The sequence below is a fragment of the Flavobacterium sp. LB2P53 genome, from assembly GCF_003970305.1.
Classification (GTDB): domain Bacteria; phylum Bacteroidota; class Bacteroidia; order Flavobacteriales; family Flavobacteriaceae; genus Flavobacterium.
Window position 1 is genome coordinate 188,968 of the sequence record NZ_RYDG01000001.1, and the last position, 13,271, is coordinate 202,238.

Annotated in this window: 27 protein-coding genes; all 27 read right to left on the bottom strand. The window is 35.4% G+C overall.

All coding sequences use genetic code 11. From position 1 onward, the window contains the following. Positions 1 to 37: 37 nt before the first annotated feature. The 27 genes from EKL95_RS00845 to rplC all read right to left on the bottom strand — a co-directional run bounded on the left by EKL95_RS00845 (position 38) and on the right by rplC (position 13,167). Positions 38 to 1,030, bottom strand: a complete 993-nt coding sequence (locus EKL95_RS00845; RefSeq protein WP_126451845.1) for a DNA-directed RNA polymerase subunit alpha — start codon at positions 1,028 to 1,030, stop codon at positions 38 to 40. A 21-nt stretch (positions 1,031 to 1,051) separates the two neighbouring features. Continuing rightward, positions 1,052 to 1,657, bottom strand: coding sequence for a 30S ribosomal protein S4 (rpsD, locus tag EKL95_RS00850; protein ID WP_073210389.1), 606 nt, complete (start codon positions 1,655 to 1,657; stop codon positions 1,052 to 1,054). 87 nt (positions 1,658 to 1,744) lie between these two features. Further along, a complete protein-coding gene (rpsK, locus tag EKL95_RS00855; protein WP_024981527.1) occupies positions 1,745 to 2,128 on the bottom strand; it encodes a 30S ribosomal protein S11 in 384 nt (127 codons plus the stop codon). An 8-nt stretch (positions 2,129 to 2,136) separates the two neighbouring features. Continuing rightward, a complete protein-coding gene (gene rpsM, locus EKL95_RS00860; RefSeq protein ID WP_091173715.1) occupies positions 2,137 to 2,511 on the bottom strand; it encodes a 30S ribosomal protein S13 in 375 nt (124 codons plus the stop codon). 2 nt (positions 2,512 to 2,513) lie between these two features. Continuing rightward, entirely contained in the window at positions 2,514 to 2,630 is a 117-nt protein-coding gene (ykgO, locus tag EKL95_RS00865; RefSeq protein ID WP_008992256.1) for a type B 50S ribosomal protein L36, read from the bottom strand. Positions 2,631 to 2,642: 12 nt separating this feature from the next. Further along, on the bottom strand, positions 2,643 to 2,858 hold the full coding sequence (gene infA / locus EKL95_RS00870; protein ID WP_007136545.1) for a translation initiation factor IF-1: 216 nt from the start codon (positions 2,856 to 2,858) through the stop codon (positions 2,643 to 2,645). 4 nt (positions 2,859 to 2,862) lie between these two features. Continuing rightward, the gene (gene secY / locus EKL95_RS00875) at positions 2,863 to 4,209 is read right to left on the bottom strand and encodes a preprotein translocase subunit SecY (protein WP_126451844.1); all 1,347 of its coding nucleotides are present in this window, start codon (positions 4,207 to 4,209) and stop codon (positions 2,863 to 2,865) included. A gap of 13 nt (positions 4,210 to 4,222) precedes the next feature. Then, complete coding sequence (gene rplO, locus EKL95_RS00880; RefSeq protein WP_126451843.1) at positions 4,223 to 4,675, bottom strand: 50S ribosomal protein L15; 453 nt, start codon at positions 4,673 to 4,675, stop codon at positions 4,223 to 4,225. 11 nt (positions 4,676 to 4,686) lie between these two features. Beyond that, positions 4,687 to 4,869, bottom strand: a complete 183-nt coding sequence (rpmD, locus tag EKL95_RS00885) for a 50S ribosomal protein L30 (RefSeq protein WP_027310825.1) — start codon at positions 4,867 to 4,869, stop codon at positions 4,687 to 4,689. A 12-nt stretch (positions 4,870 to 4,881) separates the two neighbouring features. Further along, positions 4,882 to 5,409, bottom strand: a complete 528-nt coding sequence (gene rpsE / locus EKL95_RS00890; RefSeq protein WP_035668102.1) for a 30S ribosomal protein S5 — start codon at positions 5,407 to 5,409, stop codon at positions 4,882 to 4,884. A 6-nt stretch (positions 5,410 to 5,415) separates the two neighbouring features. Continuing rightward, entirely contained in the window at positions 5,416 to 5,766 is a 351-nt protein-coding gene (gene rplR, locus EKL95_RS00895; protein ID WP_113636694.1) for a 50S ribosomal protein L18, read from the bottom strand. 11 nt (positions 5,767 to 5,777) lie between these two features. Beyond that, positions 5,778 to 6,320: a 50S ribosomal protein L6 gene (rplF, locus tag EKL95_RS00900; RefSeq protein WP_126451841.1), complete on the bottom strand. Its 543-nt coding sequence runs from the start codon at positions 6,318 to 6,320 to the stop codon at positions 5,778 to 5,780. A gap of 18 nt (positions 6,321 to 6,338) precedes the next feature. After that, positions 6,339 to 6,737: a 30S ribosomal protein S8 gene (rpsH, locus tag EKL95_RS00905; protein ID WP_066081018.1), complete on the bottom strand. Its 399-nt coding sequence runs from the start codon at positions 6,735 to 6,737 to the stop codon at positions 6,339 to 6,341. 140 nt (positions 6,738 to 6,877) lie between these two features. Continuing rightward, a complete protein-coding gene (rpsN, locus tag EKL95_RS00910; RefSeq protein WP_007136553.1) occupies positions 6,878 to 7,147 on the bottom strand; it encodes a 30S ribosomal protein S14 in 270 nt (89 codons plus the stop codon). 3 nt (positions 7,148 to 7,150) lie between these two features. Continuing rightward, positions 7,151 to 7,702 (bottom strand): 50S ribosomal protein L5, encoded by a 552-nt coding sequence (gene rplE / locus EKL95_RS00915; RefSeq protein WP_126451840.1) that lies wholly within the window; start codon positions 7,700 to 7,702, stop codon positions 7,151 to 7,153. A gap of 2 nt (positions 7,703 to 7,704) precedes the next feature. Next, positions 7,705 to 8,019: a 50S ribosomal protein L24 gene (gene rplX, locus EKL95_RS00920; protein ID WP_035668111.1), complete on the bottom strand. Its 315-nt coding sequence runs from the start codon at positions 8,017 to 8,019 to the stop codon at positions 7,705 to 7,707. Between the two features lie 11 nt (positions 8,020 to 8,030). After that, positions 8,031 to 8,399 (bottom strand): 50S ribosomal protein L14, encoded by a 369-nt coding sequence (gene rplN, locus EKL95_RS00925; protein ID WP_026717863.1) that lies wholly within the window; start codon positions 8,397 to 8,399, stop codon positions 8,031 to 8,033. A gap of 2 nt (positions 8,400 to 8,401) precedes the next feature. Next, complete coding sequence (gene rpsQ, locus EKL95_RS00930) at positions 8,402 to 8,662, bottom strand: 30S ribosomal protein S17 (RefSeq protein ID WP_066081027.1); 261 nt, start codon at positions 8,660 to 8,662, stop codon at positions 8,402 to 8,404. 17 nt (positions 8,663 to 8,679) lie between these two features. Continuing rightward, entirely contained in the window at positions 8,680 to 8,865 is a 186-nt protein-coding gene (rpmC, locus tag EKL95_RS00935; RefSeq protein ID WP_091203666.1) for a 50S ribosomal protein L29, read from the bottom strand. Between the two features lie 13 nt (positions 8,866 to 8,878). After that, positions 8,879 to 9,304 carry a 50S ribosomal protein L16 gene (rplP, locus tag EKL95_RS00940; protein ID WP_007803637.1) on the bottom strand — a complete coding sequence of 142 codons (426 nt, stop codon included), beginning with the start codon at positions 9,302 to 9,304 and terminating at the stop codon, positions 8,879 to 8,881. A gap of 19 nt (positions 9,305 to 9,323) precedes the next feature. Then, positions 9,324 to 10,082: a 30S ribosomal protein S3 gene (rpsC, locus tag EKL95_RS00945; protein WP_126451838.1), complete on the bottom strand. Its 759-nt coding sequence runs from the start codon at positions 10,080 to 10,082 to the stop codon at positions 9,324 to 9,326. Positions 10,083 to 10,087: 5 nt separating this feature from the next. Further along, on the bottom strand, positions 10,088 to 10,498 hold the full coding sequence (gene rplV / locus EKL95_RS00950; RefSeq protein ID WP_007136561.1) for a 50S ribosomal protein L22: 411 nt from the start codon (positions 10,496 to 10,498) through the stop codon (positions 10,088 to 10,090). A gap of 6 nt (positions 10,499 to 10,504) precedes the next feature. After that, entirely contained in the window at positions 10,505 to 10,783 is a 279-nt protein-coding gene (gene rpsS, locus EKL95_RS00955; RefSeq protein ID WP_007136562.1) for a 30S ribosomal protein S19, read from the bottom strand. Positions 10,784 to 10,789: 6 nt separating this feature from the next. Then, a complete protein-coding gene (gene rplB, locus EKL95_RS00960; RefSeq protein WP_059114053.1) occupies positions 10,790 to 11,614 on the bottom strand; it encodes a 50S ribosomal protein L2 in 825 nt (274 codons plus the stop codon). Positions 11,615 to 11,623: 9 nt separating this feature from the next. Then, positions 11,624 to 11,914, bottom strand: coding sequence for a 50S ribosomal protein L23 (gene rplW / locus EKL95_RS00965; protein ID WP_126451837.1), 291 nt, complete (start codon positions 11,912 to 11,914; stop codon positions 11,624 to 11,626). Positions 11,915 to 11,920: 6 nt separating this feature from the next. Beyond that, positions 11,921 to 12,550, bottom strand: a complete 630-nt coding sequence (gene rplD, locus EKL95_RS00970; protein ID WP_091173690.1) for a 50S ribosomal protein L4 — start codon at positions 12,548 to 12,550, stop codon at positions 11,921 to 11,923. Next, positions 12,550 to 13,167, bottom strand: a complete 618-nt coding sequence (rplC, locus tag EKL95_RS00975; RefSeq protein WP_126451836.1) for a 50S ribosomal protein L3 — start codon at positions 13,165 to 13,167, stop codon at positions 12,550 to 12,552. Before rplC ends, rplD begins: the two co-directional genes overlap by 1 nt. Between the last annotated feature and the right edge of the window lie 104 nt (positions 13,168 to 13,271).

Here is a 13,271-nt window from a genome sequence, read left to right on the forward strand (position 1 = left end):
GATGCTATCCATTTTGGAGATCAAAATATGAAGTAATTTATTCTTTATCTAGTTTGTATTTTGCTAAATCCATACCGAAGTTCAAATTTTTAACTGCAACAAGTTCATCAAGTTCAGTTAAAGATTTTTTACCAAAATTACGGAATTTCATTAGGTCATTTTTGTTGAACGATACTAAATCACCAAGTGTATCAACTTCAGCCGCTTTCAAACAATTTAATGCTCTTACAGAAAGATCCATATCAACAAGCTTAGTTTTAAGCAATTGTCTCATGTGTAATGACTCTTCATCATACGATTCTGTTTGTGCAATTTCGTCAGCCTCGAGTGTAATTCTTTCGTCAGAGAACAACATGAAATGGTGAATCAAAACTTTAGCAGCTTCAGTAAGGGCATCTTTTGGATTGATAGAACCATCAGTTTTAATTTCAAAAACTAATTTTTCATAATCTGTTTTTTGCTCTACACGGAAGTTTTCAATTGCATACTTTACATTTTTTACCGGAGTAAAAATTGAATCTGTAAAAATAGTTCCAATTGCAGCATTCTGTTTTTTGTTCTCTTCAGCAGGAACATATCCTCTACCTTTTTCGATCGTTAAATCGAAATTAAGTTTAATTTTAGGATCTAAATTACAGATAACTAGTTCTGGATTCAAAACTTGGAAACCTGAAATAAATTTTTGAAAATCACCAGCTGTTAATTGATCTTTACCGGAAACAGAAATAGTAACTGATTCATTATCAATATCTTCAATTTGTCGTTTGAAACGTACTTGTTTAAGATTAAGGATAATTTCGGTAACGTCCTCAACAACTCCTGAAATAGTAGAAAACTCATGATCTACACCTTCAATACGAACAGATGTAATAGCATAACCTTCTAATGCTGAAAGCAAAACTCTTCTAAGTGCATTACCAACGGTCAATCCGTAACCCGGTTCTAAAGGTCTAAATTCAAATTTACCTTCAAAATCGGTTGAATCGATCATGATAACTTTATCGGGCTTCTGAAAATTAAATATTGCCATAAATTTCGACTAAGTCAATTATTATTTGTTGTACAACTCTACGATTAATTGTTCTTTAATGTTTTCTGGGATTTGAAGTCTAGCTGGTACAGAAACGAAAGTACCTTCTTTGATATCATTATTCCAAGTAATCCATTCATAAACATGACTTGAATTAGACAAAGAACGTTCGATTGCTTCTAAAGATTTAGATTTTTCACGAACTGCAACTTTATCACCAGGTTTAAGGTGGTAAGAAGCTATATTTACAACGTCACCATTAACAGTGACATGTCTATGAGAAACAAGTTGTCTAGCTCCTCTTCTTGAAGGGGCAATACCCATTCTAAAAACAACGTTATCTAATCGTGCTTCACATAATTGTAAAAGAACTTCACCAGTAACACCTTTAGTTGCTGATGCTTTTTTGAATAAACCTCTGAATTGTTTTTCTAAAATTCCGTACGAATATTTAGCTTTTTGTTTTTCCATTAACTGGATAGCAAATTCAGATTTTTTCCCTCTTTTTTTAGCCATCCCGTGTTGTCCGGGTGGATAATTTCTTTTTTCGAACGCTTTATCGTCTCCGAAAATTGCTTCGCCGAATTTACGGGCGATTCTTGTACTTGGACCAGTATATCTTGCCATTTTAAATTGTTTAAGATAGAGATTATGAATTCAGGTCTTATCCTTCGATAATCGGTATTCTATCTAGGTTATACTAAAAAAATATTATTAAACTCTACGTCTTTTTGGAGGACGACATCCGTTGTGAGGCATTGGAGTAACATCGATAATCTCAGTCACTTCAATTCCACCGTTATGCAAAGAACGGATCGCAGACTCACGTCCGTTTCCTGGTCCTTTAACATACACCTTAACTTTTTTAAGTCCTGCTTCAAGAGCTACTTTACTACAATCTTCTGCTGCCATTTGGGCTGCGTATGGAGTATTCTTTTTAGAACCTCTAAAACCCATTTTACCAGCTGAAGACCAAGAAATAACTTCACCTTTTTTGTTTGTCAAAGAAATGATGATATTATTGAAGGTAGCAGAAATATGAGCTTCTCCCGTTGATTCAACGATAACTTTACGTTTTTTTGCAGTTGCTTTAGCCATATTACTTATTATTTAGTTGCTTTTTTCTTGTTGGCAACAGTTTTTCTTTTACCTTTTCTTGTTCTGGAGTTATTCTTAGTTCTTTGTCCTCTTAATGGAAGACCAGTTCTGTGACGAATACCTCTGTAACACCCAATATCCATTAGACGTTTGATGTTTAAAGAAACTTCTGAACGCAATTCTCCTTCAATTTTGAAAGTGGACACTGCTTCACGAATCGCTCCGATCTCATCATCATTCCAGTCTTGAACCTTTTTATCTTGGCTTACTTGAGCTTTTTCTAAAATCTCAATAGCTCTACTATTTCCTAATCCGAAGATGTAGGTAAGTGCTATAACACCTCTCTTATTTTTTGGGATATCTACCCCTGCTATTCTTGCCATAATTATCCTTGTCTTTGTTTAAATCTAGGATTCTTTTTGTTTATTACGTACAATCTCCCTTTTCTTCGCACAATTTTGCACTCGGGACTTCTCTTTTTTACTGAAGCTCTAACTTTCATTTTGAATATCCTTTAATATCTATAAGTAATTCTTGCTTTTGACAAATCGTAAGGGCTCATTTCTAGTTTCACTTTATCACCAGGTAATAATTTGATATAATGCATACGCATTTTTCCAGATATATGTGCGATTACTATATGTCCATTCTCTAACTCTACACGAAACATTGCATTTGATAATGCTTCAATGATCGATCCGTCTTGTTCTATTGCTGATTGTTTTGCCATAAAGTTAAGCTACTGCTTTTCTATTTTTACCACTTTTCATTAAACCATCATAATGCTTATTTAGCAAATATGAATTGATTTGCTGCATTGTGTCAATGGCAACACCTACCATAATTATCAATGAAGTACCTCCGAAAAACATTGCCCAGGATTGTTGAACATCCATAACACTTACAATTATCGCCGGGAACACGGCAATCAAAGCAAGAAATAAAGATCCTGGAAAAGTTATTAAAGACATCACCTTATCAAGATAATCAGAAGTTTCAACTCCTGGTCTGATACCCGGTATAAAACCACCGCTTCTCTTTAAATCATCAGACATCTTGTTAGTAGGAACTGTGATTGCAGTATAAAAGAAAGTAAATACAATTATTAACGTTGCAAAAACTAAATTATACCAGAAACCAAACATATTACTAAAAGCGCCAACGATTGACTGCGAAGCATCTGATTTAGACAGCCCTGCCAAAGCAGCTGGAATGAACATAATTGCTTGAGCAAAAATAATTGGCATCACCCCAGAAGCATTAAGCTTTAAAGGGATCCACTGTCTATTTCCACCTAACATGTCTTGTTCAAAATCCCCTGAAGTAGTACGTCTGGCATATTGAACAGGAATTCTCCTAATCGCCATAACCAACAATACACAACAAACAATAACCAATAACCAAATGATAATTTCGATAACTAACAACATCGGACCACCGTTATTATTAGTCACTCTCGTGGTAAATTCTTGGATGAATGCCTGAGGCAATCTTGCCAAAATACCCACCATAATCAACAAAGATATACCATTTCCTATTCCCTTATCTGTAATTTTTTCTCCTAACCACATCGCAAAAATTGTACCTGTGACTAAAATAATTACTGACGAAAATAAGAATTCAAATGAATTGAATCCCAATAAAAATGCATTACTAGGTAACGTTCTATATAAATTGTAAATGTAAGTAGGACCTTGAACCAAGGTGATACCAATAGTCAACCAACGTGTAATTTGATTAATTTTTTTTCTACCGCTTTCTCCATCGCTTTGAAGTTTTTGCAAGTATGGAACCGCAATTCCCATCAACTGAACAACAATTGAAGCAGAAATGTAAGGCATTATTCCTAAGGCAAAAACAGAAGCCTGTGAAAAAGCTCCTCCAGTAAACATATCAAGAATTGAACCAATTCCTTCTTTAGTTTGCCCGGCTAAATTACCCAACTGTGTAGCATCAATACCTGGTAAGGTTACTTGAGCCCCAAAACGATACACTAAAAGCAAACCCAATGTAATTAGGATTCTATTTTTCAGTTCTTCGATTTTCCAAACATTACTAATTGACTCAATAAATTTCTTCATATTAATTGAAAAATTACATTGTTACAGCTTCTCCACCAGCAGCTTCAATAGCAGCTTTTGCAGTAGCAGTAAATTTGTGAGCGGTTACTTTTAATTTTGCTGTCAATTCACCTCTACCTAAAATCTTAACGATTTCATTTTTAGTAGCTAAACGATTAGCAACATAAACTGTCATATCAACAGTATCTTTAATAACACCATTATCAACTAATAGTTGAAGTGTATCAAGATTTACACCTTCGTAATCTTTACGATTGATGTTTGTAAAACCAAACTTAGGTACACGTCTTTGAAGCGGCATTTGTCCCCCTTCAAAACCAATCTTTTTAGAATAACCAGAACGAGATTTGGCTCCTTTGTGACCTCTTGCAGAAGTACCACCTTTTCCAGAACCTTCTCCTCTACCTAACCTTTTATTTTGATTGTGTGTAGCACCTTCAGCAGGTTGTAAGTTACTTAAATTCATAACAGTATTTGTTATTTAGCTTCTTCAACAGAAACTAAGTGTTTAACTTTATTTATCATCCCAAGGATTGTAGGGTTTGAATCATGCTCTACAACTTGTCCCATTTTACGTAGACCTAAAGCTTCCAAACCTCTCTTTTGAGTAAGAGGACAGTTGATTTTGCTTCTAACTTGTTTTACTAATAATTTAGCCATAATTTCCTTGAATTAACCTTTAAAAACTTTTTCTAAAGAAACGCCTCTTTGTTTTGCAACAGTATAAGCACTTCTCATTTGTAATAAAGCATCAAAAGTTGCTTTTACCACGTTGTGAGGATTTGAAGATCCTTGAGATTTAGATAATACATCATGAATTCCTACTGATTCAAGAACTGAACGAACAGCTCCACCAGCAATAACTCCTGTACCATGAGAGGCAGGAATTAAGAATACACGTGCACCACCAAATTTACCTTTTTGTTCGTGAGGAACTGACTGACCATTCAAAGGAATTTTTACTAAATTTTTCTTAGCATCTTCTACTGCTTTCGCAATTGCTTCAGAAACATCTTTAGATTTTCCTAATCCGTGTCCAACCACTCCGTTTTCATCACCTACAACTACAATAGCAGAAAAACCAAAAGCTCTACCACCCTTTGTAACCTTAGTAACACGATTTACACTTACCAAACGATCTTTTAATTCAAGACCACTTGGTTTTACTAACTCTACATTCTTGTATTTACTATTAGACATACTATATTAGAATTTAAGTCCAGCCGCTCTTGCGCCTTCCGCTAATGATTTAATACGTCCGTGATATAAATAACCTCCTCTATCGAAAGTTACTACGTCTATCCCAGCTTTTAAAGCTTTTTCAGCAACTAGTTTTCCAACTGCTGTAGCAACTTCAATGTTCGTACCGTTACCTATTTCTTTTTCTCTTGAAGAAGCCGCCAATATAGTAACTCCGTTTACGTCATCAATAAGTTGCGCGTAAATTTCTTTGTTACTTCTAAATACAGATAGTCTTGGATTAGTAGCAGTACCACTAATTGTTTTTCTAATTCTGAATCTAATTCGTTGTCTTCTTTCAGGTTTTGTTAATGACATAATCTTATTTTTTAAGCTGATTTACCTGCTTTTCTTCTTAATACTTCCCCTACAAACTTAACACCTTTTCCTTTATACGGCTCAGGCTTACGGAAACCTCTGATTTTCGCAGCTACTTGCCCTAAAAGTTGTTTGTCAAATGATGTTAATTTCACGATAGGGTTTTTACCTTTTTCAGATATTGTTTCTAAAGTCACTTCTGGAGCAATTTCTAAAACAATATTGTGAGAATAACCAAGTGCTAAATCTAATTTTTGTCCTTGATTTGAAGCTCTGTAACCAACTCCTACCAATTCTAATGACTTAGTAAAACCATCTGTTACACCGATAATCATGTTATTGATCAAAGATCTATACAAACCGTGTTTTGCTCTTTGGTCTTTGTGATCAGAAGATCTTTCTACTTGAACTAGATCCCCTTCAACTGTAACAGTAACGTCCGAAAACTCCTGAGTTAGTTGACCATTTTTTCCTTTTACTGTAATAATACCATTTGCAACTTCAACAGTTACACCAGCAGGGATTACAACCGGACTTTTACCTATTCTTGACATCTTATTATAGTCTTTAAATTAGTATACGTAACAAATTACTTCACCACCTACATTCAATTGCTTCGCTTTTTTTCCTGTCATCAACCCTTTAGAAGTAGATACAATAGCGATGCCTAATCCATTAAGGATTCTAGGAATGGTAGAAGAACTTGAATATTTACGTAAACCTGGTTTACTAATTCTTTGGATATCTTTAATTACGGACTCTTTAGTATCTTTATCATACTTCAAAGCAATTTTGATTGAACCCTGAACAGCGTTGTCTTCAAATTTGTAACTCAAGATATAACCTTGATCAAATAAGATCTTAGTTATTTCTTTTTTTAGATTAGATGCAGGAATCTCAACGACTTTGTGGTTTGCAGCCACAGCGTTTCTAACTCTCGTCAAATAATCTGCAATAGGATCTGTATACATGTGTATTGATTTGCGGCAACGGTTTTCGACAAAGTATTTGTCGAACCTGAAACCAATTTATAAATTTCTATAATCACAAATTTCAAATTACGAATTACTTTTTAAAAGGTAATTCATAATTTGAAATTCATAATTGAATTTTACCAAGATGCTTTTTTAACACCTGGTATCAATCCGTTATTTGCCATTTCACGAAATGTAACACGTGAAAGACCGAATTGACGCATATACCCTCTTGGTCTACCTGTTAATTTACAACGATTGTGCAAACGAACTGGTGAAGCATTTTTTGGCAACTTTTGCAAACCTACGAAATCTCCAGCTTCTAACAAAGCTTTTCTTTTCTCAGCATACTTAGCAACTGTTTTTTCTCTCTTAACCTCGCGGGCTTTCATTGATTCTTTAGCCATGTCTTAATTCTTTTTAAAAGGTAAACCTAGTTCAGCCAATAATGATTTTGCTTCCTTGTCTGTTTTTGCAGTAGTTACAAAAGAAATATCCATACCTGAAATTTTGTTAACTTTATCAATATCAATTTCCGGGAAAATGATTTGCTCCAAAACTCCAAGGTTATAATTTCCTCTTCCATCAAAACCAGTAGCTTTAATACCACTGAAATCCCTTACACGTGGTAAAGCTGAAGTAATAAGTCTATCTAAAAACTCATACATTCTTTCTCCACGCAAAGTAACTTTTGCTCCAATAGGCATCCCTTTTCTCAATTTGAATGACGCAACGTCTTTCTTTGAAATAGTAGATATTGCTTTCTGTCCAGTAATCTTTGTCAACTCATCAACCGCGTAGTCGATTAGTTTTTTATCAGATACAGCTGCACCAACTCCTTTACTTAAAACGATTTTTTCCAATTTTGGAACTTGCATTACGTTTACGTATCCGAATTCCTCTTTAAGAGCAGCAATTACTCTGCTCTTATATTCTTCTTTTAGTCTAGGTATATACTCCATTACTATAGTACTTGATTAGATTTTTTTGAAAATCTTACTTTCTTATCTCCTTCTACTCTAATACCAACTCTTGTTGTTTCCTTAGTTTTAGGATCAATTAAAGAAATATTAGATATTTGTATAGAAGCTTCCTTCTTTACGATACCACCTTGAGGGCTTTTTGCACTTGGTTTCGTATGTTTCGATACCATGTTAACACCTTCAACAATCGCTTTGTTTTTCTCACGGTAAACACGTAATACTTTACCTTCAGCACCTTTATGGTCTCCAGCAATTACTCTTACTATATCACCTGATTTTATTTTTAGCTTTATCATCTTAAAACGAATTAAAGCACTTCTGGTGCTAATGATACAATTTTCATGAATTGTTTTTCACGAAGTTCTCTTGCTACCGGACCAAAAACACGAGTTCCTCTCATTTCACCAGCAGCATTCAATAACACACATGCGTTGTCATCAAACCTAATGTATGAACCATCGGCTCTTCTTACTTCTTTTTTGGTACGTACAACAACTGCAGTTGAAACAGCTCCTTTTTTAACGCTTCCGTTGGGAGCAGTATCTTTGATAGAAACTACAATCTTGTCACCAACAGAGGCATACCTTCTTTTGGTACCTCCTAAAACACGGATAGTTAAAACTTCCTTTGCTCCAGTATTATCTGCTACTTTTAGTCTTGATTCTTGTTGTACCATAATTATTTAGCTCTTTCTAAGATTTCAACTAACCTCCAACATTTGGTTTTACTTAAAGGACGCGTTTCGCTAATCCTTACCGTATCTCCAATGTTACAGTCGTTCATTTCGTCGTGTGCGTGATACTTTTTAGTTTTCAACACGAACTTACCGTATAATGGGTGTTTTACTTTACGCACTTCTGCAACAACAATAGATTTATCCATTTTGTCCGAAGTTACAACACCAACTCTTTCTTTTCTTAAATTTCTTTTTTCTTCCATCTTTCAGCAGACTACAGTTATTGTCTTTTAGTAAGTTCAGTAGCTAATCTTGCAACTGTTCTTCTTACACTTCTAATTTGAAGTGGGTTCTCAATTGGTGAAATAGCGTGAGCCATTTTTAGATCAGCGTATGTTTTCTTAGTTTGGCTAAGCTTTTCTTGCAACTCTGCTGCAGAAAGATCTTTTATTTCTGATTGTTTCATAATATAATATAGATTATGCTTCGAAATCTCTAGCAACGACGAATTTAGTTTTTACTGGAAGCTTTTGAGCTGCAAGACGTAACGCCTCTTTAGCAACTGACAAAGGAACTCCTCCAACTTCAAACATAATCCTTCCGGGTTTAACAACGGCAGCCCAATACTCAACTGCTCCTTTACCTTTACCCATACGTACCTCAAGAGGCTTCTTAGTAATTGGTTTGTCTGGAAATATTTTGATCCATAACTGCCCTTCTCTTTTCATAAAACGAGTTGCAGCGATACGTGCAGCTTCTATTTGACGAGAAGTTAAGAACATTCCATCTTCATGTACAGATTTAATACCAAACATTCCATTAGAAAGTTCATGTCCTCTTTGAGAATTCCCTTTCATTTTACCTTTTTGTACCTTACGGTATTTTGTTCTTTTAGGCTGTAACATTTTTCTTTAATTTAAAAATTTACTTTCGTTTACGAGCGTCTGGTTTACCACCTTTATTAAAAGGCTTTCTGTCTCCTCTAGGAGAATCGCCACCTTTACCACCAGCACCAGATTGTTTTTTGTCCATTCCGGCAAGTGGAGAAAGATCTCTCTTTCCATAAACTTCACCTTTCATGATCCACACTTTGATCCCCATTCTACCATAAGTAGTATGAGCTTCTGCCAAAGCATAATCAATATCAGCTCTGAAAGTTGATAGAGGAATTCTACCTTCTTTGAAACCTTCTGAACGAGCCATCTCAGCACCATTCAAACGACCAGAAATCAAAACTTTGATACCTTCTGCGTTCATACGCATAGAGGCGGCAATTGCCATTTTGATTGCACGTCTGTAAGAAATTCTGCTTTCGATTTGACGACAGATGCTGGTAGCAACTAGATACGCGTCAAGCTCAGGTCTTTTGATTTCAAAGATGTTGATTTGAACCTCTTTGTCAGTAACTTTCTTAAGTTCTTCTTTCAACTTGTCTACCTCTTGTCCACCTTTCCCGATAATAATACCCGGTCTGGCTGTAGTGATAGTAACGGTTACAAGTTTCAAAGTTCTCTCGATGATTACTTTTGATACACTAGCTTTTGATAAACGAGCATGGATGTACTTTCTGATTTTATAATCTTCGGCAAGTTTATCACCGTAATCATTTCCACCATACCAGTTTGAGTCCCATCCTCTGATGATACCAAGTCTATTTCCAATTGGATTTGTCTTTTGTCCCATCTTTATTAAATTGCTTGTGTGTTATTAATAGATCCAAGCACGATTGTAACGTGATTAGAACGTTTTCTTATTCTGTGTGCACGACCTTGTGGAGCTGGACGAAGTCTTTTCAACATCATTCCACCATCTACTGTAATCGTTTTTACAAATAAACCTGCTTCTTCCATATTAGCGTCAGGGTTTTTTGCTTGCCAGTTGGCAATTACAGACAAAACCAATTTTTCTAATTTTCTTGAAGCTTCTTTAGAACTAAATCTTAAGATGTTCAATGCTCTTTCTACCTTCTGACCTCTTACCAAGTCCGCTACTAAGCGCATTTTTCTAGGTGAAGTGGGGCAGTTATTCAATTTTGCGAAAGCAATAGACTTATTAGCCTCTTTTCTCGCATCTGCTGTTTCTCTTTTACGAACTCCCATTGCTTCTTATTTTTTACCTTTATTTTTTGCTCCAGCATGACCTCTAAAAGATCTAGTTGGTGAAAATTCTCCTAATTTGTGACCTACCATGTTTTCTGTTACGTAAACTGGTACAAATTGACGACCGTTATGAACTGCGATAGTTTGCCCAACAAAGTCTGGAGTAATCATAGAAGCTCTAGACCATGTCTTAACAACTCCTTTGTTTCCACCTGCAATGTTTTCTTGAACTTTCTTGTCTAACTTATAATGAACGAAAGGTCCTTTTTTTAATGAACGTGCCATATCTTATTATTTCTTTCTACGTTCTACGATATACTTGTTACTCGGGTTTTTCTTAGAACGAGTTCTATAACCTTTTGCTGGTATTCCATTTCTTGAACGTGGATGTCCACCAGAAGAACGACCTTCACCACCACCCATTGGGTGATCGACAGGGTTCATCGCTACAGGTCTTGTTCTAGGTCTTCTACCTAACCATCTTGTTCTACCAGCTTTTCCTGATACAACTAATTGATGGTCTGAATTAGAAACCGCTCCAATTGTAGCCGAACAAGTCAACAAGATCAATCTTGTCTCACCAGAAGGCATTTTGATTGTTGCGTATTTTCCATCTCTTGCCATTAATTGAGCAAATGTTCCAGCAGAACGAGCTATTACAGCTCCTTGACCTGGTCTCAATTCGATACAAGAAATAACAGTTCCTAAAGGAATTCTGCTCAACGGTAATGTATTCCCAATTTCGGGTTGAGATTCAGGACCAGAAACTAATTTCTGACCAACTTTCAATCCGTTTTGAGCAATAACATACGTTTTCTCTCCATCAGCATACGCTAACAAAGCGATAAATGCAGTACGATTCGGATCATACTCAATTGATTTTACCGTAGCAGGAATTCCTTCTTTAGTACGTTTAAAATCAATGATACGATATCTCTGCTTGTGACCACCACCCGTATAACGCATGGTCATCTTTCCTTGACTATTTCTACCACCAGAGTTTTTTATCGGCGCTATCAAAGAGCGTTCCGGCTTATCAGTTGTAATGGCGTCATAACCATTCACAACTCTAAATCGCTGACCTGGGGTAATAGGTTTTAATTTTCTTACTGACATTTTTCTATCTTAGATATTGTTGTAAAAATCAATTGTTTCTCCTTTTTGTACTTGAACAATTGCTTTTTTAGTTGCATTCGTCTTTCCACTTATTAAACCACTTTTAGTGTATTTAGTAGTTCTATCTGGCCTTACATTCATCGTATTGACACTTAAAACAGTTACTCCATAAGCAGCCTCAACAGCTTTCTTAATTTGCACTTTGTTTGCTTTTTTGTCAACAACGAATCCGAAGCGGTTTAAAACTTCACTTTCTTTGGTTACTTTTTCCGTTACTATAGGCTTAATTATGATGCTCATATCCTATTATTTACTTAAATTTTCTTCAATTATCTCCAAAGAACTCTCTAAAAGCACTAAATTATTAGCATTTAATATAGCATAAGTACTTAGTTCTAAGCTACTTACTACGCTAGAGCCTTTTAAATTGCGTGACGACAAATATACATTTTTATTTACATCACCCAACACAAACAGGGATTTTTTATTTTCTAACTCTAAAGCTTTCAAAACGTTGATGAAATTTTTAGTGTTTGGTGTTTCAAAATTAAAGTCTTCAAGAACGATAATATTCGATTCTTTAGCTTTAATAGAGAAAGCAGATTTTCTAGCCAAACGTTTCAAGCTTTTATTCAATTTAAATGAATAACTTCTTGGTCTTGGTCCAAAAACTGTTCCACCACCTTTAAACAATGGATTCTTTGCACTACCCGCACGAGCAGTACCAGTTCCTTTTTGTTTTTTAATCTTACGCGTACTTCCCGCTACTTCAGCTCTTTCTTTAGCTTTGTGCGTTCCCTGTCTTTGATTAGCAAGATATTGCTTAACATCAAGGTATACTGCGTGATTGTTTGGTTCTATACCAAATACTGAATCAGAAAGTTGCACTTTTCTTCCAGTATCTTTTCCGTTGAAATCTAATACTTTTGCTTCCATTACTTCTGAATGATTACATAAGAGTTGTTACATCCAGGAATACATCCTTTAATAACAAGTAGGTTCTTTTCAGCCACTACTTTTAAAACTCTAAGGTTTTGAACTTTTACATTGTCTCCTCCCATACGTCCAGCCATACGCATTCCTTTGAATACTCTGGATGGATAAGAAGACGCTCCTACAGAACCCGGCGCTCTTAAACGGTTGTGTTGACCGTGAGTTGCTTGACCAACACCACCAAAACCGTGACGTTTAACAACCCCTTGAAAACCTTTACCTTTAGATACACCCTGCACATCTACAAATTCTCCTTCAGCAAAAATAGAAACATCAATAAGATCTCCTAATTTTTGTTCTGTTGCGAAATCTTGGAATTCAACGACTTTTTTCTTAGCTACAGTTCCCGCTTTTGCAAAGTGACCTAAAGCCGCTTTTGTGGAATGTTTCTCGTTTTTGTCATCGAAACCAAGTTGCAACGCTTCATACCCGTCAACACCTTTGGTTCTGACTTGGGTAACAACACATGGTCCAGCTTCGATTACTGTACAAGGAATATTCTTCCCGTTTTCGTCGAAAATGCTAGTCATGCCGATTTTTCTACCAATTAACCCAGACATAATTATTAATTATTAATTATTAAATATAAATACAGAACGCAGCTTTTAACCAAATCCTATTTTTTAAGTGGGTGCAAATGTATAACTTATTTACACACAAACCA